This is a genomic window from Maridesulfovibrio pacificus (SeqCode), from assembly GCF_048612815.1.
Classification (GTDB): Bacteria; Desulfobacterota; Desulfovibrionia; order Desulfovibrionales; family Desulfovibrionaceae; genus Maridesulfovibrio; species Maridesulfovibrio pacificus.
The window spans coordinates 205,282-226,409 of record NZ_JBLZNE010000003.1; the positions used below are offsets into that span (position 1 = coordinate 205,282).

Annotated in this window: 21 protein-coding genes; 6 read left to right on the forward strand and 15 right to left on the reverse strand. The window is 48.0% G+C overall.

Annotated features, from left to right (window positions below):
• Positions 1 to 14: 14 nt before the first annotated feature.
• The 4 genes from fabG to ACNI23_RS20265 all read right to left on the reverse strand — a co-directional run bounded on the left by fabG (position 15) and on the right by ACNI23_RS20265 (position 4,529).
• Positions 15 to 737 carry a 3-oxoacyl-ACP reductase FabG gene (gene fabG, locus ACNI23_RS20250; RefSeq protein ID WP_420251025.1) on the reverse strand — a complete coding sequence of 241 codons (723 nt, stop codon included), beginning with the start codon at positions 735 to 737 and terminating at the stop codon, positions 15 to 17.
• A 71-nt stretch (positions 738 to 808) separates the two neighbouring features.
• Entirely contained in the window at positions 809 to 982 is a 174-nt protein-coding gene (locus ACNI23_RS20255; RefSeq protein WP_015850428.1) for a hypothetical protein, read from the reverse strand.
• Between the two features lie 67 nt (positions 983 to 1,049).
• On the reverse strand, positions 1,050 to 2,537 hold the full coding sequence (locus ACNI23_RS20260) for a diguanylate cyclase (protein WP_420251026.1): 1,488 nt from the start codon (positions 2,535 to 2,537) through the stop codon (positions 1,050 to 1,052).
• Between the two features lie 45 nt (positions 2,538 to 2,582).
• The gene (locus ACNI23_RS20265) at positions 2,583 to 4,529 is read right to left on the reverse strand and encodes a PAS domain-containing hybrid sensor histidine kinase/response regulator (RefSeq protein WP_420251027.1); all 1,947 of its coding nucleotides are present in this window, start codon (positions 4,527 to 4,529) and stop codon (positions 2,583 to 2,585) included.
• Positions 4,530 to 4,748: 219 nt separating this feature from the next.
• Here ACNI23_RS20265 and ACNI23_RS20270 point away from each other — a divergent pair, with 219 nt between their 5' ends.
• The 3 genes from ACNI23_RS20270 to ACNI23_RS20280 all read left to right on the forward strand — a co-directional run bounded on the left by ACNI23_RS20270 (position 4,749) and on the right by ACNI23_RS20280 (position 9,615).
• On the forward strand, positions 4,749 to 5,906 hold the full coding sequence (locus ACNI23_RS20270; protein ID WP_420251028.1) for an efflux RND transporter periplasmic adaptor subunit: 1,158 nt from the start codon (positions 4,749 to 4,751) through the stop codon (positions 5,904 to 5,906).
• Complete coding sequence (locus tag ACNI23_RS20275; protein WP_420251029.1) at positions 5,906 to 9,145, forward strand: efflux RND transporter permease subunit; 3,240 nt, start codon at positions 5,906 to 5,908, stop codon at positions 9,143 to 9,145. The genes ACNI23_RS20270 and ACNI23_RS20275 overlap by 1 nt, the downstream gene beginning before the upstream one ends.
• Positions 9,146 to 9,252: 107 nt before the next feature.
• Positions 9,253 to 9,615: a cupin domain-containing protein gene (locus ACNI23_RS20280; protein WP_420251030.1), complete on the forward strand. Its 363-nt coding sequence runs from the start codon at positions 9,253 to 9,255 to the stop codon at positions 9,613 to 9,615.
• A gap of 20 nt (positions 9,616 to 9,635) precedes the next feature.
• Here ACNI23_RS20280 and ACNI23_RS20285 read toward each other — a convergent pair whose 3' ends face one another.
• A complete protein-coding gene (locus ACNI23_RS20285; RefSeq protein ID WP_420251031.1) occupies positions 9,636 to 11,057 on the reverse strand; it encodes a two-component system sensor histidine kinase NtrB in 1,422 nt (473 codons plus the stop codon).
• A gap of 153 nt (positions 11,058 to 11,210) precedes the next feature.
• Positions 11,211 to 12,203, reverse strand: a complete 993-nt coding sequence (locus tag ACNI23_RS20290; protein WP_420251032.1) for an aldo/keto reductase — start codon at positions 12,201 to 12,203, stop codon at positions 11,211 to 11,213.
• A gap of 108 nt (positions 12,204 to 12,311) precedes the next feature.
• Between ACNI23_RS20290 and ACNI23_RS20295 the strand changes: the two genes are divergently transcribed.
• From ACNI23_RS20295 to ACNI23_RS20305, 3 genes are all read left to right on the forward strand, one after another.
• Positions 12,312 to 13,217, forward strand: a complete 906-nt coding sequence (locus ACNI23_RS20295; protein ID WP_420251033.1) for a LysR family transcriptional regulator — start codon at positions 12,312 to 12,314, stop codon at positions 13,215 to 13,217.
• Positions 13,218 to 13,300: 83 nt separating this feature from the next.
• A complete protein-coding gene (locus tag ACNI23_RS20300) occupies positions 13,301 to 13,555 on the forward strand; it encodes a hypothetical protein (RefSeq protein ID WP_420251034.1) in 255 nt (84 codons plus the stop codon).
• On the forward strand, positions 13,552 to 13,707 hold the full coding sequence (locus ACNI23_RS20305; protein ID WP_420251035.1) for a hypothetical protein: 156 nt from the start codon (positions 13,552 to 13,554) through the stop codon (positions 13,705 to 13,707). The genes ACNI23_RS20300 and ACNI23_RS20305 overlap by 4 nt, the downstream gene beginning before the upstream one ends.
• Positions 13,708 to 13,781: 74 nt before the next feature.
• Here ACNI23_RS20305 and ACNI23_RS20310 read toward each other — a convergent pair whose 3' ends face one another.
• The 9 genes from ACNI23_RS20310 to ACNI23_RS20350 all read right to left on the reverse strand — a co-directional run bounded on the left by ACNI23_RS20310 (position 13,782) and on the right by ACNI23_RS20350 (position 21,094).
• Positions 13,782 to 14,624 carry an SDR family oxidoreductase gene (locus ACNI23_RS20310; protein WP_420251036.1) on the reverse strand — a complete coding sequence of 281 codons (843 nt, stop codon included), beginning with the start codon at positions 14,622 to 14,624 and terminating at the stop codon, positions 13,782 to 13,784.
• Positions 14,625 to 14,637: 13 nt separating this feature from the next.
• Positions 14,638 to 15,705: a radical SAM protein gene (locus ACNI23_RS20315; RefSeq protein WP_420251037.1), complete on the reverse strand. Its 1,068-nt coding sequence runs from the start codon at positions 15,703 to 15,705 to the stop codon at positions 14,638 to 14,640.
• Between the two features lie 12 nt (positions 15,706 to 15,717).
• Positions 15,718 to 16,377 carry a class I SAM-dependent methyltransferase gene (locus ACNI23_RS20320; RefSeq protein WP_420251038.1) on the reverse strand — a complete coding sequence of 220 codons (660 nt, stop codon included), beginning with the start codon at positions 16,375 to 16,377 and terminating at the stop codon, positions 15,718 to 15,720.
• An 11-nt stretch (positions 16,378 to 16,388) separates the two neighbouring features.
• Positions 16,389 to 16,952: a hypothetical protein gene (locus ACNI23_RS20325; protein ID WP_420251039.1), complete on the reverse strand. Its 564-nt coding sequence runs from the start codon at positions 16,950 to 16,952 to the stop codon at positions 16,389 to 16,391.
• A gap of 44 nt (positions 16,953 to 16,996) precedes the next feature.
• Entirely contained in the window at positions 16,997 to 17,614 is a 618-nt protein-coding gene (locus tag ACNI23_RS20330; protein WP_420251040.1) for a class I SAM-dependent methyltransferase, read from the reverse strand.
• 102 nt (positions 17,615 to 17,716) lie between these two features.
• Entirely contained in the window at positions 17,717 to 18,637 is a 921-nt protein-coding gene (locus tag ACNI23_RS20335) for a transketolase family protein (RefSeq protein WP_420251041.1), read from the reverse strand.
• Complete coding sequence (locus ACNI23_RS20340; protein ID WP_420251042.1) at positions 18,630 to 19,436, reverse strand: transketolase; 807 nt, start codon at positions 19,434 to 19,436, stop codon at positions 18,630 to 18,632. The genes ACNI23_RS20335 and ACNI23_RS20340 overlap by 8 nt, the downstream gene beginning before the upstream one ends.
• A 16-nt stretch (positions 19,437 to 19,452) precedes the next feature.
• The gene (locus ACNI23_RS20345; RefSeq protein ID WP_420251043.1) at positions 19,453 to 20,481 is read right to left on the reverse strand and encodes a phosphotransferase family protein; all 1,029 of its coding nucleotides are present in this window, start codon (positions 20,479 to 20,481) and stop codon (positions 19,453 to 19,455) included.
• A complete protein-coding gene (locus ACNI23_RS20350; RefSeq protein WP_420251044.1) occupies positions 20,468 to 21,094 on the reverse strand; it encodes an HAD family hydrolase in 627 nt (208 codons plus the stop codon). The genes ACNI23_RS20345 and ACNI23_RS20350 overlap by 14 nt, the downstream gene beginning before the upstream one ends.
• Positions 21,095 to 21,128 lie beyond the last annotated feature (34 nt).

A 21,128-nucleotide genomic window follows, 5' to 3' on the forward strand; every position in this document is an offset into this window, starting at 1 on the left:
CCGGCGTCGTAATACTAGGTATGAATGCCGCCGTTAACTGCAATGGTCTGCCCGGTTATGTAAGATGCCTTGTCCGAACAAAGGAAGGATACAACTCCGGCAACTTCCTGCGGTGTTCCCAGTCTTTTCAGCGGGATCTGCCCTTTAATCTGGTCCACGGGCAGTTCGGCAACCATGTCGGTCTCGATAAATCCGGGAGTAACCGCATTGACCAGAATATTGCGTTTGGCAACTTCCACGGCCAGTGAGCGGGTAGCCCCGATGAGTCCGGCCTTGGCTGCGGAGTAGTTGGTCTGTCCGGCAACGCCTGTTTCGCCGGAGGTGGATGCTATGTTGATGATGCGTCCGGTCCGCTTACGCAGCATACGGGAAACAACTGGCTTGGTTACATTGAAAAATCCGGTCAGGTGCACTTGCAGTACTTTGTTCCAGTCATCGGAAGACATCATCATCATGATTGAATCGCGTGCGAATCCTGCATTGTTGACCACAATGTAGGGAACTTCTTCCTGTAAGAGCGGAGAAAGTGCGTTTTCAACAGCATCTTCATCTGTGACATCAAATTTAAGCAGGGTGCATTTCCGGCCTGCCTCGCGGATGGCAGCAGCGGTCTTTTCAGCACCCTCATCATCACTGCGGTAGTTGAGCCAGATATCGTATCCGTCTTCAGCCAGTTGCAGGGCGATAGCTGCGCCGATTCCTTTGCTGGCTCCGGTAATTAAAGCAATTTGCGACATGTTTTGTCCGGGGAAATCGTTTAATGCAAAAAGGGGCTCAAGGCCCCTGTCTGCGGAATTATCGGTTAAAATTAAATTGCGTCTTCTTCAGAAGTTCTGCCATCTTTGTAGCCCTTTTTGAATTCACCGGGCATTTCTTTAACTTCTTTGACGGCCTGACCTGTGGCTTTGCCGATTTTCGCACAGCCAAGGGAAGAAATCATAAGTGCTGCAATGATCAGTGCAGCGGCAATTCTGGTGATCATATTTCCTCCAGCTTTTATTTTTTGTTGTGAATAACTAATCCAGTCTTTTCTAAAAAGTCAATTCCGCTCAACGCAGCAGACAGCCAGTCAGGGTTTCCAGTTTGTTACGTCCTTTTTGTTTGGCTTCGTAGAGAGCTGAATCAGCGCATTCGATCAAACGTGTCGGGGTGGTCAGGCGACCGGCGTTGCTGGCTAGCCCTATACTGATAGTCATGCGGTGTTTTTTGCCGTCATATTCAAAGGGCGTGGATTCAACTGCATGCAGAAGTCTATCGCCGATTGCGGATGCTGTATTCTGGTCTGTTTCCGGTAGAAGCAGGGCGAATTCATCCCCGCCCAGACGGGCCAGCAGATCATTACGGCGCAACTGGGATTCGCATATTTTAGTGAGATGCTTCAATCCCTTATCTCCGGCTTGATGTCCGAATTGGTCATTGAGATCTTTAAAATGGTCAATGTCAAAGAAGAGTACAGAGAAAGTAATGCCTTCATTACTGGAGTGATCAATGAATTCCTGAAGACGGTGTTCAAACAAGCGGCGGTTGGCTACTCCGGTTAGCGGATCAGTAACTGCTTCCTCCCGTAACCGTTCTTCCTCGCGTTTTCGCTTGCGGATATCGATTAATATACCGGCCAGCTGTTCCGGCTTCCCGTTTTTACTGCTGCGGATATTACCGATAAGTTCCACCCAGCGCAGGTCTCCGCAATCGGTGAACAGGCGCATATCAAAGCGGAATATTTTTTTGCTGTCTCCTTTGAGATATCTCCGCGCTGCAGAAATAAGTGGGCGGCGATCTTCAGGATGAATTAAATGCAGGGCTTTATGCAGTGAGAAACGGATATTGTCAGTCGGTACCGGGACAGAATGCAGAAGTTCCGGTGAGCACCATATCTGTCCGGTTTTGAAATCAAATTCCCAGGCACTGCTGTCAGTTAGTTGTTTGAGAATACTGAACTGTCGCCGTTTTGCACTTAGGCGGTCCCGGAGTACTGCATTCGAGATAAGATATCCCGCAGTCTTGAGCAGAGCTATTTCTACATCGGACCAGTCATAGGCACGTTCACAATCGTCAAAGCCTAAAGTCCCCCACCACTGATCCTCGACCATGACCGGGATGGTCAGCATGGATTTGATTTTCTGGACTTCAAGAGTGTCCTTGAACCAGCCCGGTTCAAGTTGGTCAACGACCATTTTCTGCCATTCTCCGCGTAATCTGCTCTGGACGGTTTCGCGGTATTCCGGGCGATTGATCTTGTTTGTAAACATACTGAACATGGGCATGCCCAGTTGTTTATAGCGAGGGGCGGCAGCCCATTCAAAAGTATAGTTCTGGGTAATATAAGTGTCGGTGACTTTTATGGTTTGGAAAATCCAGACCCGGCTAACTCCTGTGGCCTGCCCGAGCGCAGCCAGAAGATCGTTGACTCCATCCGGCCAGCCTTTACCGGATGTGAGTTCTTCTGCACTTCTGGCAATGGCAGAGAGCACGGCAGCATTGGACCCCTCTTCGTAAGAGCTGCCAAGATTTTTGAAATTCCCCGTATTTATACCCATAAGAGAATGTATTTCACGTATAAGTCTGTTTCGTCAACCTGTGGCTCAAGAGGGGGAGTTTAACTGTAATGTTCTCATAATTACCTTATATAATTCTTCTTTAATCATCGGCTTGGCAATGTAATCATTCATACCTTGTTCGATGAATTGTTCCCGGTCTCCATGCATGGCGTATGCGGTAATTGCAACTATCGGAATACGCTTGTTGTGTGCTCCGGCTTCGCCTTTTCTAATGGCCTTTGTTGCTTCCATACCGTTCATTATGGGCATTTGTACATCCATAAGCACCATGCTGAAGTCCTCGTAGAATAATTTGTCAAGAACCTCCTGCCCGTTGGTTACTGTCTCTACTGTGAACCCTTGTTGTTCAAGATACTGTTTAGTGTAGAGCCTGTTTATTTTCTCATCTTCAGCTATGAGAATTCGGTATTCACCAAATGAGTTCTTTGTTTCCGGTTTGGCTTTTGAATGTTTTTGGCTGAGAGATTGGCAGTCAGGGATATTAAAAGGAATGGATATGTAAAATGTGGTTCCTTCACCAGCAGTACTCTCCACGGCAATTGTTCCGCCCATGAGTTCTGTAAGCCGCTTGCATATGGATAACCCCAGCCCTGCTCCCTGATATTGACGGGTAAATCCTTCGCTGGCTTGGGTGAAGGATTGAAAAAGCAGGTTCATTTTATCCTCGGCAATTCCGACTCCGGTGTCTTCAACAGTAAACAGAATATGGCAATTCCCGGGAGTGCTGTGGGTTAAAAGTTGCGCTGTGATTAATACGTGGCCCTCATGGGTGAATTTTAAGGCATTACCGACTATGTTCGTCAGGACTTGCTGTAAACGGGCCGGATCTCCGGTGACAGTTTTGGGAAGTTCCGGGGGTAATTCGAGTTTAAGGTTGACCCCTGAATGTCTTGATGTGACTTCGAAAAGTTCGAAGACATGTTTCAATTCATTTGCCGGGTTGAATTCCTTATTGTTAAGATTCAGTTTCCCTGCTTCAACCCGGGCCAGATCAAGTATGTCAGATAATACATTATTCAGCCGTTTGGAGGCCTGCATTGCCGCATTAAGATATTCTCCTTGCTTGGGCGTCTTTGTCTCCGATTCCATAAGTTGCAGCATGCCCATTATCCCGTTCAGCGGGGTACGTATTTCATGGCTCATATTGGCCAGAAATTCAGATTTGGTCCGGCTGGCAGCCTCAGCTTTTGCTTTTTCCTGTTCAACACGTTCAAGGGCATTTTTCAGTTCAGTAACATCGCGGACAATTCCTTCAACCCTTATGGGATTTCCTACTTCATCGTAAAAGGGAACATTGCTTTGCTGCAGCCATTTTGTTTTACCATAACGGTCTATGATTTGGTATTCCACAAGCGGAGACATTTTTCCGTGAGCCATATCCATCCATTGCTGGTGCATGAATTCCAGCCAGTCCGGGTGGACCATGTTAAAGAAGAATTGTGAGTCGGCATAAAAAGTTCCCGGAGGATATCCGGTGACATCCAGACAGGCCGGACTGACGTATTTGAAACTTTTATCAGGTACTGAAAAGTAATAGATCAGATCTTTGGTGTTTTCGGCCATGATCTTAAAGCGCGCTTCAGTCCTCGCCAACTCCTCTTCTACTGCTTTGCGTTCGGAGATGTCTTCGATGGTGGCAATCACTTCGGTAGGATTTTTCCCTTTTTCAATCGGGTTGAATACGGCGCGGATATAGGTGGTCTTGTTGCCGGTAACGGAAGTATAGATATCTTCGTATTCAGACGTGTTTCCTTCAACAGCCTGTTTTACAGCGGCACTCATTTTAGGAGTGGTCTTCGCTATCGTATTGAATCCGATAAGCTTTTCTCTGCTTGATCCCATCAGGTCTATGAATTTTTGATTACAGTCGATAATGGTTCCGGTTTTACCAAAGCGGATCATTGCCAGCGGTGAAAATTCAAAAATCAATCTGTAATGATCTATGTCCTTTTGTCTTTCCTTGGTTTTCATCTATTCTCCGAAAATATATTATTTGATTTTTAGATATGAAAACTAAGAAACAGTACAAGAAAATTAATCTATTGTGAATTAGTTGCGTGTCTTTTTATAAAGGTTTCGCGCTCAGTTTTTTTTAATAATGATTGTAATTGAAACAGTTGTTTAAGGATTGTATAAAACCTGTAATAATATCTTTCACATATTTAGTTTTTAGCCTTTCTGGAGTGATATATGACAAAAAAATGTATTCTGGTGGCCATGCTTGGTGCTGCGATAATGTTTCTGGTGCTCTGGATGACTGGTTCGTTTAAGTCTGGAATGATTGAAGAGGGGCGTGTGGTCTCAATTCGCAGGGTAGAAGTTCCGGCAGGTATTGCCGTAGCAGAACTAGTCGATGTTCCTGTTGTTTATGAAGCCGTCGGAACCGTCCGTCCTGAAACTGAAGCTTCCATTGAAGCACAGGTTACCGGAAAAGTTCTTAATGTCATGGTTCGCTCCGGTCAGAAGGTCCGCAAAGGCGATAAACTCATTGTGATGGATTCCCGCGAGTTTAAGACACGGCTTGAGAGTTCCCAGCAAGGACTCAAATCCGCAGAGGCCGCCGAACGTCAGGCCCGCGAAGCCATTAATGCGGCTAAGGCTGAATCCGGCACAGCTACTGCTACATGGAAGCGGATGAAGAAACTTTTTGCGGATAAGGTTGCCACACAGGATGAACTTGAGCGCGTTGAAGCTGCTTATCTTAAAGCCAGAGCTGTGCTGGCACAGGCTGAAGATGGTCTGGACGCTGCCTCCGCAAGGGTTCGACAGGCCAGAAAAGGAGTGGAGGCAGCCCGCATTAATCTTGATTATACAACTATTACCGCTCCGGCTGATGGCGAAGTTGCCAAGCGTATGGTCGAACCCGGTGATCTTGCTTTTCCCGGCAAGACTCTCATGATGATTCAGACCGGAGGAACATTACGTCTGGAAGCTCTTGTGCGTGAGGGCGTCATCGGACAGGTGCGCATCGGCCAGAAACTGGATGTTGATATTCAGGCTCTTGGTGAGAAAGGTGAGGCGATAGTTGAGGAAGTAGTTCCTTCTGCTGATCCTTTGACCCGTACCTTTCTGGTCAAAGTCGGATTGGAGCCTTTGCCCGGACTTTATCCCGGTATGTTCGGACGGTTGCTTATACCTGTCGGTAAAAAGAAGACTGTATTCCTCCCGGCAAGAGCAGTGTCCCGTGTAGGCCAGCTTGAGACTGTGCTGGTTAAAATCGGTGAAAACTGGGAGCCGGTCTATGTCCGCAGCGGTGCGCGATACGGAGATAAGCTGGAGATACTTTCCGGTCTGAGCGGTAATGAAACAGTGGGCTTTGAGCTTTCCGCCACTGGAGGTAAGCAATAATGTCTGCCCCATTGAATCCAGAACAGGCTCAAGGGCTGATCGCTTCAGCAGTCCGGTTCTTCCTGCATTCCAAGCTGACAGTGGTGCTGGTTATCGGTGCTTTGTTGCTCGGTATTGCTGCTGTCCAGCTTACCCCCCGTGAGGAAGAACCGCAGATCGTGGTACCGATGGCGGATATTATGGTGCAGGTTCCCGGCGCGGGGGTGGAAGAGGTTGAAAAACTGATCACCACTCCGCTGGAACGTATTCTCTGGCAGATTGACGGGGTAGAGTATGTGTATTCCATTTCCCGTCGGGATTCTTCCATGGTCACGGTCCGCTTTTATGTGGGCGAGGACCGTGAGGAATCCTTGATCAAGCTGCACAATGCCATTGCCAAGAATACGGATATAGCACCGGGAATTGCTTCCGGTTGGGTCATCAAGCCTGTTGAAATTGACGATGTCCCTATCGTAGCCCTGACCCTCTATCCGGCTGAAGGGCGTGAAGATATTTCCGATTTTGAATTACGAAGGGTGGCTGAAGAGTTCGCTTCCCGTCTGGCAGAGGTTGAGGATCTTTCACGCGTTTCTCTGGTCTCCGGTCGTTCTCGTGAAGTGCGGGTGGAATTACTGCCTGAACGCATGGCCGGATTCAATGTCTCTCCGCTGGAAATAGCCGGGGCACTTCAAGGGGCGGACCAGTCCGCTGTTGCCGGATCTGTGCTTTCCGGAAACCGCGAGATCATAATTTCCGCCAATTCTTTTTTGGAAGATGCTGCTGATGTGCGTAATCTTGTGATCGGAGTCTTTAACTCCCGTCCGGTATACCTGCGTGATGTGGCTGAGGTGTTTGACGGTCCTCAGGAGGCAGACTCTTATTCGCGAATCGGTTTTTCCCGCATGTACCTGACCCGGACCGGACAAGACCCGGAGCAAGGTTCCCGTCCGGCGGTTACCATCGCCTTTTCCAAGAAAAAAGGGACCAACGCGGTTAAGGTTGCCGAGGCCGTGCTTGAACGCATGGAGCAGCTTAAGCAAGCCATCCTTCCTGCCGGGATCGAAGTACAGGTGACCCGCGATTATGGCAAGACTGCCGATGCCAAGGTTGATGAGTTGCTTGGATCACTGGGATTTGCGGTGGTTACCGTGGTTATTCTGCTGGCTCTTACCCTTGGCTGGCGCGAGGCTGCGGTTGTGGCTCTGGCGGTACCGATCAGTTTTTCACTGGCTCTCTTCGTCAACTATCTGCTCGGTTACACCATCAACCGGGTAACTCTTTTCGCGCTTATCCTTTCACTTGGATTGGTGGTAGATGACCCGATCACCAATGTGGATAATATCCAGCGGCATATTCTCATGAAAAAGAAAAAGCCGTCCGAGGCTACCCTTGCTGCGGTCTCCGAGGTTCTGCCTCCGGTGATTATGTCTACGCTGGCGATTATTGTTTCATTTGTTCCTTTATTTTTTATTACCGGGATGATGGGGCCGTACATGGCTCCCATGGCTGCCAATGTGCCGTTGACCGTGACCTTTTCAACGTTCTGCGCCCTGACTATTGTGCCTTGGCTGGCTTTCCGCCTGCTCAAGGATTTGCAGCCCAAAACGGTTGCAACTGTTTCCGGTCCGGGACGCATCGAGGCTATGTATACCCGGATAATTACACCTTTTCTGGACTCCCGTGCCCGCCGCTGGTTGCTGGTGGGTGTGATCGTAATCGGGTTGGTTTTTTCCATGGCTTTGGCCGGAATGAGGCAGGTGCCGCTTAAGATGCTGCCTTTTGACAACAAGAATGAATTCCAGATTGTCATCGACATGGATGAAGGCACACCTCTTGAGCAGACTGACCGTGTGGTCCGCGAAATGGAACAGGTTCTTAAAACCGTGCCTGAAGTGACCAATTTCGTTACCTATGCCGGAGAACCTTCGCCCATGGATTTTAACGGGCTGGTCCGTCATTACTATTGGCGCGAAGGCGGACATATGGCCGACATACGGGTCAATCTTGCTGATAAGTCACAGCGTGAAGAGCAAAGCCATGCCATTGTGCTCCGTTTGCGCAATGAGTTGGAGCAGGTTGCTGCGCACAACAATGCCAATATCAAGATCGTGGAATCTCCGCCCGGACCTCCGGTAATCTCCACTATCACTACGGAGGTCTACGGTGCCGAGGACCGACCTTATTCTGCTCTTGTCGAAGGGGCGCAGCAGATTGCCGCGACCATGAAGCAGGAGCCTGGAGTGGTGGATATCGACACTTCCACCGAAGCTGATCAGGCCATGATTGATTTTGTACTTGATAAGGAAAAGGCGGCCCTTCATGGCGTTAGTGCCCGTGATGTTGTCAGCACCTTGCAGATGGCCTTGTCCGGCATGGTTCCGGCTAATATTCATGAACATGGCGAACGAAACCCGCTTCCTGTGCGGCTTATTCTGCCGCTGCTGCGGCGGGCGGACGTTTCCTCCCTTGAACAGCTCAAGGTGCGCACTTCAGACGGTAAGAGTGTGCCTCTGGCAGAGCTTGGAAGTCTGGTTGAAATCAGCCGCGAACAACCTGTTTACCACAAGAATCTTAAGCGCGTAGTTTACATATTTGCGGAAATGGCCGGACGCGCGCCGGGGGAAGCCATCCTCGATATGCAGGGCAAGCTTGCCAAGGACCCGCTGCCTCCGTTCATCTGGTCTGATTGGGCCGGAGAAGGTGAATGGCAGATAACCTTGGATGTTTTCCGCGACCTCGGCCTTGCATTCGGTGCGGCCCTGCTGGGTATCTACATCCTGCTTATTGTGGAAACAGGATCATTTACCATGCCTTTGCTGATCATGTGCGCTATTCCATTGACTTTGCTGGGTATCATGCCCGGATTCTGGCTGCTTAATTTAATCAGTGCCGGAACCGTGCAAGGAGCAGTGGGTGAGGCTTTTGCAGATCCGGTTTTCTTCACAGCAACAGGAATGATAGGCATGATCGCGTTGGGCGGAATCGTTATCCGTAATTCTCTGGTGCTTATCGATTTTATCCGTCAGTCCGTTGCACAGGGTATGGAATTGAAGGATGCTATCATCAAGTCCGGTTCGGTTCGTCTCAGGCCCATCGCCCTGACTGCGGCTACCACTGCCCTTGGAGCATGGCCCATCACTCTTGACCCGATCTTTTCCGGTCTGGCTTGGGCGTTGATTTTCGGACTGTTTGCTTCAACCCTGTTTACGCTGTTGGTCATCCCGGTGGGGTATTATGTTTTTGAGAAAGAAAATAAGTAGGATTGACTTACATCATATAAATCCTACTCTCTTTGTGTGAAATATAAGCCGTAGCGGTTGAGAAATTCAACCTGAATCCCAAACCCGACCTTTACATGGAGGTTGATATGGCTGACTTGGAACTCAAGAATCTTAAGGACGTAACTATAAAGAATATTGACCATAATAAGGTACTGAACCTGACCGATCTGGTTGTTTATCAGGAAGGGCAGGTGGTCAGCAGAACCCTTTCACAGGTCAAGCAGATTTCCCTGACTTTGTTTGCTTTTGATGCCGGGGAAGGAATCAGCACTCACAGTGCACCGGGTGACGCCATGGTGCAGGTGCTGGACGGAGTTGCCGAAGTAACCATCGGCGATGAAGTGTTTAATGTGGCGGCTGGCGAATCCATCGTCATGCCTGCCAATATCCCCCACGGCCTCGAGGCCCGGGAGCGGTTTAAGATGCTGCTGACTTTGATTAAGCAGTAATGTGACGACCCGAAGAGGTTCTAGAAACGGGCCTCTTCGGGGTATTTAATATCGTTGTAATTACAGCTGGATTTCGGGAGTGTGATAGTAAACTTAGTGCCGTACTCGGGTGTACTGCTGACTTTCATTTCTCCTCGGTGTTGTTCTGTGATTATGAAATATGAGATAGAGAGTCCCAGTCCGGTTCCCATACCTACGTCTTTTGTAGTGTAAAATGGTTCGAATATTTTTTTTAGTATTTTCTTGGGAATGCCCGGTCCGTTGTCTTCCACTTCCAGAATGATCTTGTCAGCACTTTCTTTTATTCTCAGGTTTAATTCAGGGTATTCTCCCTGTGTATATTTTTTTTCTGCCATGGCTTCACTTGCGTTTTTCACCAGATTCATGAGTACCTGTTGAATCTCGCTACGATTGCAGCATAATTGAACCGGATTTGTGGGGTAATCTCTTACAATTTTTGTCCTTTTAAACTGGTTGTTGCTGCTGAAACTGAAGTCGGAGGAAATCAGCTCAAGGCTTTCATCAAGAATGTTCTGGATGTGGCAGGTGTTTATCGACTGGGAACCCCCACGGCTGAAATTAAGCATGCTTGAGATTATTCTGGAGGCTCTTTCCCCGGCATCAGAAATTGAACTAATCATACGCAGGATATCTCTTTTACGGATGTATTCCCTCATTGCTTCCAAATCGAGATTACATTCCTGGGCGGTATGCAGGTTCTTCGGGGTATCTGTGAAACAACGGTTTGTAATATTTTGGCATGCTCCAAGTATTGCCGAGAGTGGGTTATTTATTTCGTGGGCAATTCCCGCTGCCATACCTCCTAGCGAACTCATTTTTTCGTTCTGGACCATTAGTTCCAGTGTCTTAATTCTATGGGAAATATCCCTTACAACGGATAAACAGAATTTCTGACCGTCTTCTTCAAATATGCAGCCGACCACTTCTACTGGAAAAATAGTACCGTCTTTGCGTTTGTGCTTGGTTTCAAGCTTAAGATGTTGGTCCAGATCAATTTGGTCTATTCTTTTAATCCATTGCTCAAGATTAAGATTAGGGTCTATCTGATCAAGGGACATTCCCAAGAGTTCATTCCGGCTGTACCCGAGGGAAAGTATGGCTTCATTATTTGCATCTATGATTTCACCCTTAGAATTTACAAGGAAGTATGGGTCGACTATATTGTTTATTAATTTCTGATATTTATTATGATTTTTCTGAACTGAGTGGTCATATCTTGCTATCAGTAAATATATTATTGCGGCACTGATCAGGACATAGAGCCAGCCTTTGAAAGTCTGTATCGTGTTGATCAGCTCTGTCTCGGTAACGAGAAGGGTCAGCAGTTTATCCGAAAATAAAATCCAAAAAAAACCGAATATGCTGTATACCGCCGCGATTAACAGGGCAATTTGTGAAAGTTTATTTTTGTGCTTTGCCATTATATTCTGTCCAGAATGAGTATAGATAAGTCCAGAAATCAATACTGGAACTCTACTATACCACACCCTGACGGGTGAGTACAGAATTGAACAGGCTTGCAATTCTACATTATAGTCCCCTCCCTGCGAGATGGCAGGAAGGGGATTGTTGTTCTATGCGTTCACGCCTTTCATACCTTCATCAGTATAACGGTTTCCTTGGACCTTGTTGCTCTTGAGGATTGATTCAATGGCAGCAAGGTCGTCGTTGCTCAGGTTGACCTGTGTTGCTCCGATGTTGGAATCAAGATTTTGAATTTTTGTAGTTCCGGGAATTGGAATAATGTTTTCTGCCTGTGCGCAGACCCACGCCAGTGAGAGCTGTGCCAGCGTGCATCCTTTTTCTTCCGCTATCAGGGCAAGGGCATCGGCGATGACTTTGTTACTGTCATATGCATCTCCTTGAAATCGGGGCAGCATGTTCCTGAAATCTGTTTTGTCTTCGGACGGTTTCCAGTTGCTGAGTAGCCCCCGGCAGATTGGGCTGTAAGGAACAAAACTGATGCCCAGTTCGCGGGTCAGGGCCAGTATTTCCGTTTCCGGATCGCGCGTGAGCATGGAATATTCTGATTGCAGTGCGGAAAGCGGGTGGACCGCATGTGCTCGGCGCAGGGTTTCTGCAGAAGCTTCCGAAATGCCGATGGCCTTGATCTTGCCTTCTTCCACTAGTCTGGACATTTCTCCGATTGTCTCTTCTATGGGAGTGTCTTTGTCCACTCTATGGATATAGTAAAGGTCTATGCAGTCAGTCTTCAGACGGAGCAGACTTTCGTGGCAGGCTTTGCGTACATATTCCGGCTTGCCGCTGATGGTCCGGGCGTACTCGCCGTTCTCACGCACAATGCCGAACTTAGTTGCAATCACTGCTTCTTCCCGGCGTCCCTGCAGGGCTTTTGCGAGCAGTTTTTCATTGTGGCCTCCGCCGTACATATCTGCGGTATCAAAGAAATTAACTCCCTGATCAAGGGCGTGGTTGATCAGTTCACAGCCCTGCTTTTCAGATGCAGGCTGGCCGTAAAATTCGCTCAGTCCCATGCAGCCGAGGCCGATTGGTGAAATTTCGATATCGCTGTTGCCGAGTGTTTTCATGGTCATTTCTACAGACATAATTATCTCCGGTTATTTGGTGTTGATGGATGAGTAAGAATTATGACCTCGTAATAAATATGTCGAATATATCTTTTGAGTCAGAGTAATATCTGTTAGATATTACTAATGGAAACACGACAGCTTAAATATTTTCTGGCGGTGGCAGAAGAATTGCATTTCGGGCGGGCTGCCAAGCGGCTGTATATTTCACAGCCGCCTTTGAGTCAGCAGATCAAAAAGTTTGAGGAGGAACTCGGAGTCAAATTGTTTCAACGCAATAAACGTTCAGTTGCTTTAACAGCTGCGGGAGTTTCATTACTCCGAGATGCTCCCGGAATATTGCGGGCCATTGATAGGGCCAAGTCAAATCTGCTTGATGCTGCCACCGGTCAGGGCGGTCAATTTATTCTGGGTTATATAGGGCCTGCTCTTGAGACCCCACTCGCTGATATTATTCGTGATTATAAAATGCAGTATCCTTCCGTGCGACTGGATTTGCGGGAAATGTATACCAATGATCAGCTCAAGGCCGTGCGCAGCGGTGATATTGATGCCGGAATTGTCCGTTTGTTTCGTCATGATGTTTCAGACCTTGATTGCGAGTTGTTCCACCGTGAGTCATATGCCTTGGTTGTGCCTGAGAACCATCCCTTTGCCGAGAGGGCGGCGGTTGATGTCTCGGAGCTGGCTGGAGAACAGTTTATATTCTTTCCTCGTGAAGGGCAGCCCAGATTGTATGACGAATGGATGCGAGTGTTTTCCGAAGCCGGATTTGTTCCCGATGTGGTTCAGGAGGCTACACGCAAGAGTGCCACCGTCGCTCTTGTTGCTGCCAATATAGGAATCGGCATTGTGCCGGAAAGCATGGACCGTATAAAACCGCAAGGAGTTGTGTTTAAAAGGTTGAGCGGAGATTTTCCGTTAATTGAGATGTATTTGATTCATAGAAGCACAAACGGGTTTCCGGCGGTGGATAATTTTATAGCCGAAGTCCGGCAGAATTGGGCTGAACGGAAGCAGGAGAAAAATTGAGAGTGATATTTGCCTTCAGGCTTTGCACTGTAGTTATGAGAGGTATAAATTAAACTCTAACAGTGAAAATATAGGAGGTCATTATGGCTCTTGGAAGAATAGCAATTTTCGCAGCCGGTGCCACGGCCGGAATTTTGGCCGGATATGCTTTGAAGTCTGAGAAAGTTCGCCCGGCAGCAGTCTGCACTGTCAAAGCGGGATTGAAGGCTAAGGATTGGACCGTCAAGCAGTATGAAGGCATCAAGGGTGATGTGAAATCATTGGTTGAGCAGGCCCGGGAAAAAGGAAATGCCTTAGTTTCTAAAGAAGTCGAAGGAACTTCGGAGGAATCAGTATGAGCACATTAGCCAGACTTGCCCTGTTCGGTGCGATAGGCACTCTTTTATTTCTGCCTCTGATGGTTAAGCGTAAACACCGCCACCGTCATCGCCACGGCAGTCCTGTACTTGTCCGCGCCGGCGGCAGTGGAGGAAAGAAGGGCCGAAAGTAGCTTTTGGCCTTAGGTATTTGTTAACATTAAGACCTGCTTTTGGATAAGAGCAGGTCTTTTTTTTATTACCATGACTAATGACGCTTATTACGGGCTTGTATCAGCCTTTCAATAACCTGCTTTGGAGTGGGAAATTTGAACTGGATCATTTCCTCGGTCGCGCTGGAATCAAGACCGCAATGCGGCGGGCAGTAGTCAATGATCCCTTTGCAGGTAGCAGCTTTGAAGAGTTCGGAATTGAAGCCGGATTTTTCACAGAGCATTCGTCCGACTTCAAGATAGCTGATTTCCTGAGGCCCGGAACAATGGAAAAATCCATTGCCGCCCTTTTCCATGATCTTACAGCAGGCAAGGGCCGCATCTTCAAAGAGTACTGGCGCAATGGTCAGGTCCTTGAACGGTGTGATTTCTTGTCCGGCAGCGAGATTTTCTAGCCAGTCAGCAATGAGCGGTGTATCGCGTCCTAATAGTTTGGTCAGGCGTACGATGGCAGTCTGGTTCGGGTATTGGCGTAGGAATTTTTCGACCTCCATTTTCTGCCTGCCATATTCTGTATTGGGACAGGTGGGAGTGTCAGGTTCTGGAAATGCCGTCTGCCCGTCAAAGACCGCTGTGCTGGAAGGAAATAGAATCTTAGTCCCGCGATTAAGCAGAAAGAGGCAAAGCTTGATTGTGCGATCCACGTTAACCAAGCGAGATTCTGGATTCTCCTCACACTCTTTGTAGCCTGAAATTCCGGCAGCAATTACAGCCCAATCAGCTTCTAGAAGATTAGTGAACTTTTGTTCATCTTTAAAGTCAAACGGGATAAGTTGCTGATTCTTGCGTGAGGTCTGAAATATTTCGTGACCGCATTTTCCTGCCTGCTGCGCGATTGCTGTGCCCAGCACACCGTCACCGATTACCAGAATTTTCATGACTTATACACTTTTAAACAAAAGGGAGATGGTCAGGATTGGCGTTCAGGTAGTCGAGGATCAACATGTTCTTACCATTGGAAACACAATGGTGGTTGCAATCTTTTGTCGGGTTGATTTTGAAGAACTTATCGCGATTATTGAACCAGAAATCTTTAAAGCGCACATCCTTGATAGAACCTAGTGATCCACAATCAAGATTGTAGGCTTTGTCCTGACAGGAATAGACCTGCTGGTCTGCGCCTATTACCGGAAGAATTTGTTGATATGGGCACCATTGGTAGGATTTATCGAACTTTTCATCCAGTTCATGATAGGCATCAAAGACCTCGAATCCATCGGTTTGCAGTTCCGCTTTAGCCCGCTGGGTCTGTTCTTTGATTCGACCGAATACCGGAGCGTGATAACGGTTGTTCTCGTGCCCGTCGTTACTTACAACGCAGCCGGAAAATTTGATACTGTCCACTCCTGCATCTTTAAGTCTTTGGCCCATTTCAAAAACGTGGTCTGCATTGTCGCGGTTGATTACGTAGCTCACTCCCAAAAAGCATTTTCCGTTCAGCTTTTTGAAATTTTCAATGTTGGCCATGATTTTTGAAAATTCATCATTCCCTACGGAGCGGAAGCGGCCATAACTGGGGCCGTCCCAGCCGTCCATGGAAATTCTGATCCATGTGCCCAGAGATGAAAAGACTTCAGCCACTTCTCCATGCAGTAGAGCTCCGTTGGTCAAGGTAGCGATGCTGACCCCGCCCTCGGCCAGAGTGCGGGCGGTTGTTGCCAGTTGCGGGTAGCAGAGAGGTTCCCCTCCGCCGCTGAAAGTTACTGCTTTAACACCCATTTCAATGCAATCTTCCACAATCTCTTCCATTTTTTGAGCAGGGATGCGGTCAGCAACGGACATGTCCTGCCCCAATTGCAGGTCCTTGTTAAGATAAGCACAGTAGGAACAATTGTGATTACACGCATTGGTGGGCTTTATCCGAATATGAATGGGTGCTTCGATGGTTTCAGATTCGCGAGGCAGGGAGTCAAGCTTGTCTTGATAGTGAAAAATTTTCAGGTTGGTATAGAGTTGCATGGTTTCTCCCATTTATTCGAAGTAGATTAATTCGTAGTCGCCGGAGTAGTTAAATTCTTTGAATATCCATTCCCATTCTTCTTTGCTGAAAAAAGATTCACAGGTCAGGGCCCAGCATTGGAGGTTAAACAATTCCTGTTCATTGCGGAAGCTTTCCACACAAAGATATTTATTTCGCCCGACACGCTCCATCTCGCCCAGTGCTTTCTTGAGGTTGAAGATGGGCAGGTTGTGCAGGGAATTGATGGAAATGACCAGATCGAATTCATTGTCTTTGTATGGGAAAGGTTCTTCGGCTCGCTGGATAAACAGGTTTTCTATGATTTCCTCTTTTGCTCCTTCGAGACCGTGGCGGGAAATATCAAATCCATGCACTTCCATACCCAGCTTGTGCAGTTCATAAAGCAGGAAAGCCTTTCCGCAGCCCACATCCAGAATACGTGCTCCCTTTTCAAGGCCGTAGGTCTCGATCAGTCCTTTTGCCACCGGGATCCAGTAGCCTTCCAGATAACGGTATCCGCCATAACCATAGCGACGGTCACCATCCCAGTAATCGAATTCATATTCCTTGGCCTTAAGCATGCAATCTACTTTGTTATCGTTCATGCGCGGCAGGTATTCGCGTTTGCTGGAGGTATGCAGCGGGGTAACCAGATTGAGCAATTTTCCCATGAAATAACCTCTTAGCAGGCCAGAATTATGGTTGCGTTTGCCGGGGTGATCAGTGGATGTTGCTGGCCTTTGCCGAAAGCAAAGACGTGGTTGAAATATTTTTCGGCAACTTCTTTTGTAAAAGTGAACTTATCGTCACCTTTTGTTCCGGCTACCAGCACGCCTCCGTCTCGAAGTATATTCGCACTGTCTGCGATAAAAGTTTCCCAATGCGTCTCGGTCATTTCTCCTCCAGCATTAAAGCGGACGATACCATCGAATTCGTCATCAGCAGAACGCAGTATTTCATCGTGCTTTTCAAAGATGATTTTCTCATCAGCCCACGAGGCTCGTATCTCATCTAGCGGATCGGAGGAGCCGAGAACAGCCACTACCGGACCTGTTTCACAGGCCACAGTCCATCCTCCCAGTCCTTCCAGATGGTCATAAACCAGCACCCTTTCTTTTTTACCGATCATTTTTCCTGCGAACTTGAACCATGAGCATTGCTCCATCAATCCATAGGGATCATGGGTAAAAGCTTGGGCCAGTTTCGGAGTCAGCGGACCATGATCATCTCCGAATTCATTGATCATATCGGCCCAAACTTTTTCTGGATTTTTTGTAGAATTTGTCATGATTATTTATAGGTAATTTTGTTGCAGCCCACAGCGAACAGATAATGAGCCATGGAATGAAATCCGGTGTGAACCACTTCATCGTTCATGGAAAAAATGAACACGTTTTTAAAGTAGTTTTCCAAGGCTGATTTTAAACGCATGGCATCGAACATATTAACATGACCGCGCATACTTTCCGGGGATGCGTATGGGGTGCTGGTAATGTTCGGGGTGCCGATGACGCAGACTCCATTTGCGGTAATGTTGTCATATATCGTTTTAAAAAATGCATCTTCATCTGCGCCCTTGGAAATATGTTCTACAACATCGAGGCTGACCACTGCTTCAAATTTGTCTTCATCCATGTGCAGGAAATTTTCATTTTTAAAGCGAACCTTGTCGGTTGCAAAATTGTTCTGAGCCGCTTCAATAGCCGGGGTGTCGAGGTCCATACCGAGATATGGTTTCGTTCCACCGTGCAGCATGGAAGCACCAACTCCCTCGCTACAGCCCAGTTCAAGAATGCTCCCGCAGTCTGCTGTCATCTGGGCGGCAAAGGAGTAGCGGGCCAGCACGAATGCCAGTCGCTTAGGGTCCTTCTTCAGGTTGTATGCCATATGCGGTGATAGTCTGATCATTTAATTTTGCCTCCGGCGGCTTAAACCCTTTTGCAAAAGGGTTTAAGAATCCCAAAACCTTTTATTATGGCTTCGCCGCGCTACATGCCAAATAGTCATATGCTATTTGAGCAGTTTTTTTGCTTCAACAACGATATTCTCAGCAGTTAGTCCGTTGTGCGCGAAGTGGTGGAGTTGCGAGCCGTAGTTTTCGCTGAATGAGTCCGGCAATCCGATTCGTTTCATGCGTAGCGGATTGGGCAGGCAGGCTTCAGCGAGAATTTCGGCTATTGCGCTGCCGAGACCGCCGAGCGTGGTATTTTCTTCCACTGTGATTACCGCCCGTGTTCCCCGCGCCCGTGAAATGATTGCCTCGGTGTCCAGCGGTTTGATGGTTGGCAGGTGCAGGATTGAGGCTTCGATTCCAGACTTCTCCAGCAATTCGCCAGCCTGTTTCATAATACCCAGCATTACACCGCAACCGATGAGCAGTACGTCTTTTCCTTCTCGGTAGGGACAGGCTTTACCGATTTCAAAAGAATCCTCTTCGGTGACTATGGGGTCGTAACCCTTGGCCAGCCGGATGAAGATGGGGCCTTGGTGGTCCAAGGTGTGCGGCATGAGACGGTCCATTTCTTCAGCATCCGCCGGGGAAAGGATTGTCAGGTTGGGCATAACCCGCAGGATGGAAATATCCTCAGTGGCCCAGTGGGTGGGGCCGAGCGGGGCATAGACTAGTCCGCCGCCATTGCCGATGAAGCGCACATTTAAATTGTGCAGGCAGGCATCAAGCAGCAATTGCTCGTAGCAGCGCCGAGTCAGGAAACTCTGGATGGTGTTCACGTAGACAATCTTGCCCTCGTGCGCCATACCGCAAGCCATACCTACGGCATGCGCTTCGGCAATACCTTCCATGAAAAAACGTTCCGGCATCTCATCTTGAAAATGGGAAAGAGTGCCCGCTCCAAGGTCGGAACCTACGAAGACAACCCGTTCATCTTTTTTTGCTAGTTGATATACCTGTTCCAGACAAGCTTTACGCATGGTAATCCTCGATGCTTTTGATCATCCGGGCATGGTCTTCGTCAGACATTTTGGTTTTGTGATGCCAGTTAGGATTGCCCTCGGCAAAAGGGATACCCTTGCCTTTGACCGTATGGCAGATGATGGCCGTAGGTTTGTCTGCGGCAAAGGGCAGGGCCGCAAAAGTCTGTTCCAGAGCTTCAACATCATGTCCGTCAACTTCACGCACTGCAAAGCCGAAAGCTTTCCATTTATCGGCAAAAGGTTCCAGTCCGGAAATATCTTCAGTGGGACCGTAGGATTGCAGCTTGTTGTAATCCACAATGGCGGTAAGGTTGCTGAGCTTCTGGCGGGCTGCGCTCATGGCTGCTTCCCAGACAGAGCCTTCGCCGCATTCCCCGTCACCGAGCACTGTGAATACGCGGCTTCTTGATTTGTCGATTTTAAGTGCGGCAGCAACTCCCACTGCAAGCGATAATCCGTGCCCAAGACTTCCGGTAGCGAATTCCACTCCCGGTGTTTTGGCAGTGGGATGTCCTCCCACCAGTCCGTCAAAGGAGCAGAAGCTGAACAGTTCTTCCTCACTGATGAAACCTTTTTCCGCCAGCAGAACATAGAGGGCAAGGCAGCCGTGCCCTTTGCTGAGAATAAAACGGTCCCGTTGCGCCGATTGCGGGTTTGCGGGGTCATATTCTAAAACCGAATCATAAAGCACGCGCAACATTTCCACCAAGGACATGGATGGGCCGATGTGACCGCGTCCGGCATGGTGGAGCACATCCACAATTTTTTTTCTGAGTTGTTTAGAACGCTGGTCCAAAATTATCTCCGCTGTATTAATTCCGTAAATTCAGTACGGTTAGTATCTGTTGATCTTTATTAAGGAAATTTTCGGCCTTATCAAGTTGTTGTGCGCGCAGGGTTTTGCGTTTGCCAACATCACCACTGGCAAACTCCCGCCGTTCAAGGTGCTGGTTCATGAACTCATTAAGCAGAATCATAGACCACTTCAGGCGAAAGAGAGGTAGATAGGCTTTGAAGCGCAGAACGAATCTCTCATCGCTTTTAAAAATATTTTTCATGCCCGCGAAAAAAGCTACCATCTGTTGCGCACTTAAATCCATAGCCGGATGAAGCAGGAAATCCGAGGTCGCTTTAACCGGATCATCCCAGCCGAAATATTCAAAATCTACAAAGGCGAGTCCTTTTTCAGTGCGTAACGCATTGTGAAAACCAAAGTCGGACGGGCTGAGTGCCCTATTTCTTTGGGGTAGCTGGGCGGTCCACAGTTCCGCGGGGAAATGTTGCTTTGCATTGCCGATGCATTTTTCAAGTGCTGGCAGGAATTTGTTTTCAAGAAACGAATGCATGCTTTGGTAGATTTCGTCTTCTGCAGGAAGGTCTTGTAATTTTTCAAGTCGAGATTTGATATTGAACACCAGCTCTGCAGGTGAAAAACAAGCTTCGGCTGCGCGAGGTAATTCTATCGCTGGAAGTCTGGATATTTCTTTAAGCTTGGCTAGAAATGAGACGACTTCCTTAATGTCTTGAACCGTATTCTCTTTAACATGATTTCCGTGGATGAAAGAATAAATTGCCCCTTGAACGGATTCATCAAATTTCAGTGGGCGGGGAATGTTGGTCATTCCTGATCCGGTCATGAATTTCAGGGCGGTCCATTCCTGTTCAAGTCTGCTGCGCCCATCTGCCGTAGGCTGGAGGTAGAATTTAGCCAGCAGGTACCTGCCGGACTTACAATCAACGCGGTAAACCCTGCTGTTACGTCCGGCGCGGATGTGTTCCGCTTTAAGCGGAGTCTCATCAGTCAGACGTTGGACAAGTTTTTTGGGATCAGAATTTTCCATTCTCTATCCCCTTAAATACGAAATCGCTGATCTGGGCAAAATCCGGCAGTACGATCACGCCGGGAATATCGAGGTTTTGTTCTAAAGAGAAAAGTATCTTAGCGGTCTGCTGTGGGAAATCAGGTTCGAGATAGAGTTCTTTGAGATCGTCAATGAAGAGGGAGCATTGTAATTCACGAATGGTCGCGATTTTTTCCGTTCGCGTAGGCAGGAAGAAAACATTATCCGCAGTCAGTCCTAAACCGGACTCGGAAAAAAAATTATGCTGACGCAGGAATTCCATTGCCGCCGCGCGCAGATCAACTTTGCGCTCGCCGTAATTTGGATAGCGTGTCTTATGGCTGATAATCTGGAATTTGATTCCGCGTTCCTTCAGTCCTTCCAGAAAGTTCCAGACTCCGGGCATCAGTTCCGCCCGATCCATGTGAGTCCCGTAAATGGCGATCTGTAATTTCTGCCATTCAATATCGCTATGCGAAGAGCGGACTTCGTTACGAATAATTCTTTTAATTCCGGGAGTATCCTTTGGAATCAAACCACGTTCCACGGCAATTCCATGCAAGGAATTGTCATAGCGGATAATGGTATTATCAAGGTCGATTCCAATTAGCATAAGTCCTCTCCAACTAGGGATTCCAAAGGGGCTT

What these genes read in the sequence shown, in the direction of transcription:
- fabG (WP_420251025.1), bottom strand. Translation starts at nt 737, where the DNA reads ATGTCGCAAATTGCTTTAATTACCGGAGCCAGCAAAGGAATCGGCGCA.
- ACNI23_RS20255 (WP_015850428.1), bottom strand. Translation starts at nt 982, where the DNA reads ATGATCACCAGAATTGCCGCTGCACTGATCATTGCAGCACTTATGATT.
- ACNI23_RS20260 (WP_420251026.1), bottom strand. Translation starts at nt 2,537, where the DNA reads ATGGGTATAAATACGGGGAATTTCAAAAATCTTGGCAGCTCTTACGAA.
- ACNI23_RS20265 (WP_420251027.1), bottom strand. Translation starts at nt 4,529, where the DNA reads ATGAAAACCAAGGAAAGACAAAAGGACATAGATCATTACAGATTGATT.
- ACNI23_RS20270 (WP_420251028.1), top strand. Translation starts at nt 4,749, where the DNA reads ATGACAAAAAAATGTATTCTGGTGGCCATGCTTGGTGCTGCGATAATG.
- ACNI23_RS20275 (WP_420251029.1), top strand. Translation starts at nt 5,906, where the DNA reads ATGTCTGCCCCATTGAATCCAGAACAGGCTCAAGGGCTGATCGCTTCA.
- ACNI23_RS20280 (WP_420251030.1), top strand. Translation starts at nt 9,253, where the DNA reads ATGGCTGACTTGGAACTCAAGAATCTTAAGGACGTAACTATAAAGAAT.
- ACNI23_RS20285 (WP_420251031.1), bottom strand. Translation starts at nt 11,057, where the DNA reads ATGGCAAAGCACAAAAATAAACTTTCACAAATTGCCCTGTTAATCGCG.
- ACNI23_RS20290 (WP_420251032.1), bottom strand. Translation starts at nt 12,203, where the DNA reads ATGTCTGTAGAAATGACCATGAAAACACTCGGCAACAGCGATATCGAA.
- ACNI23_RS20295 (WP_420251033.1), top strand. Translation starts at nt 12,312, where the DNA reads ATGGAAACACGACAGCTTAAATATTTTCTGGCGGTGGCAGAAGAATTG.
- ACNI23_RS20300 (WP_420251034.1), top strand. Translation starts at nt 13,301, where the DNA reads ATGGCTCTTGGAAGAATAGCAATTTTCGCAGCCGGTGCCACGGCCGGA.
- ACNI23_RS20305 (WP_420251035.1), top strand. Translation starts at nt 13,552, where the DNA reads ATGAGCACATTAGCCAGACTTGCCCTGTTCGGTGCGATAGGCACTCTT.
- ACNI23_RS20310 (WP_420251036.1), bottom strand. Translation starts at nt 14,624, where the DNA reads ATGAAAATTCTGGTAATCGGTGACGGTGTGCTGGGCACAGCAATCGCG.
- ACNI23_RS20315 (WP_420251037.1), bottom strand. Translation starts at nt 15,705, where the DNA reads ATGCAACTCTATACCAACCTGAAAATTTTTCACTATCAAGACAAGCTT.
- ACNI23_RS20320 (WP_420251038.1), bottom strand. Translation starts at nt 16,377, where the DNA reads ATGGGAAAATTGCTCAATCTGGTTACCCCGCTGCATACCTCCAGCAAA.
- ACNI23_RS20325 (WP_420251039.1), bottom strand. Translation starts at nt 16,952, where the DNA reads ATGATCAATGAATTCGGAGATGATCATGGTCCGCTGACTCCGAAACTG.
- ACNI23_RS20330 (WP_420251040.1), bottom strand. Translation starts at nt 17,614, where the DNA reads ATGATCAGACTATCACCGCATATGGCATACAACCTGAAGAAGGACCCT.
- ACNI23_RS20335 (WP_420251041.1), bottom strand. Translation starts at nt 18,637, where the DNA reads ATGCGTAAAGCTTGTCTGGAACAGGTATATCAACTAGCAAAAAAAGAT.
- ACNI23_RS20345 (WP_420251043.1), bottom strand. Translation starts at nt 20,481, where the DNA reads ATGGAAAATTCTGATCCCAAAAAACTTGTCCAACGTCTGACTGATGAG.
- ACNI23_RS20350 (WP_420251044.1), bottom strand. Translation starts at nt 21,094, where the DNA reads ATGCTAATTGGAATCGACCTTGATAATACCATTATCCGCTATGACAAT.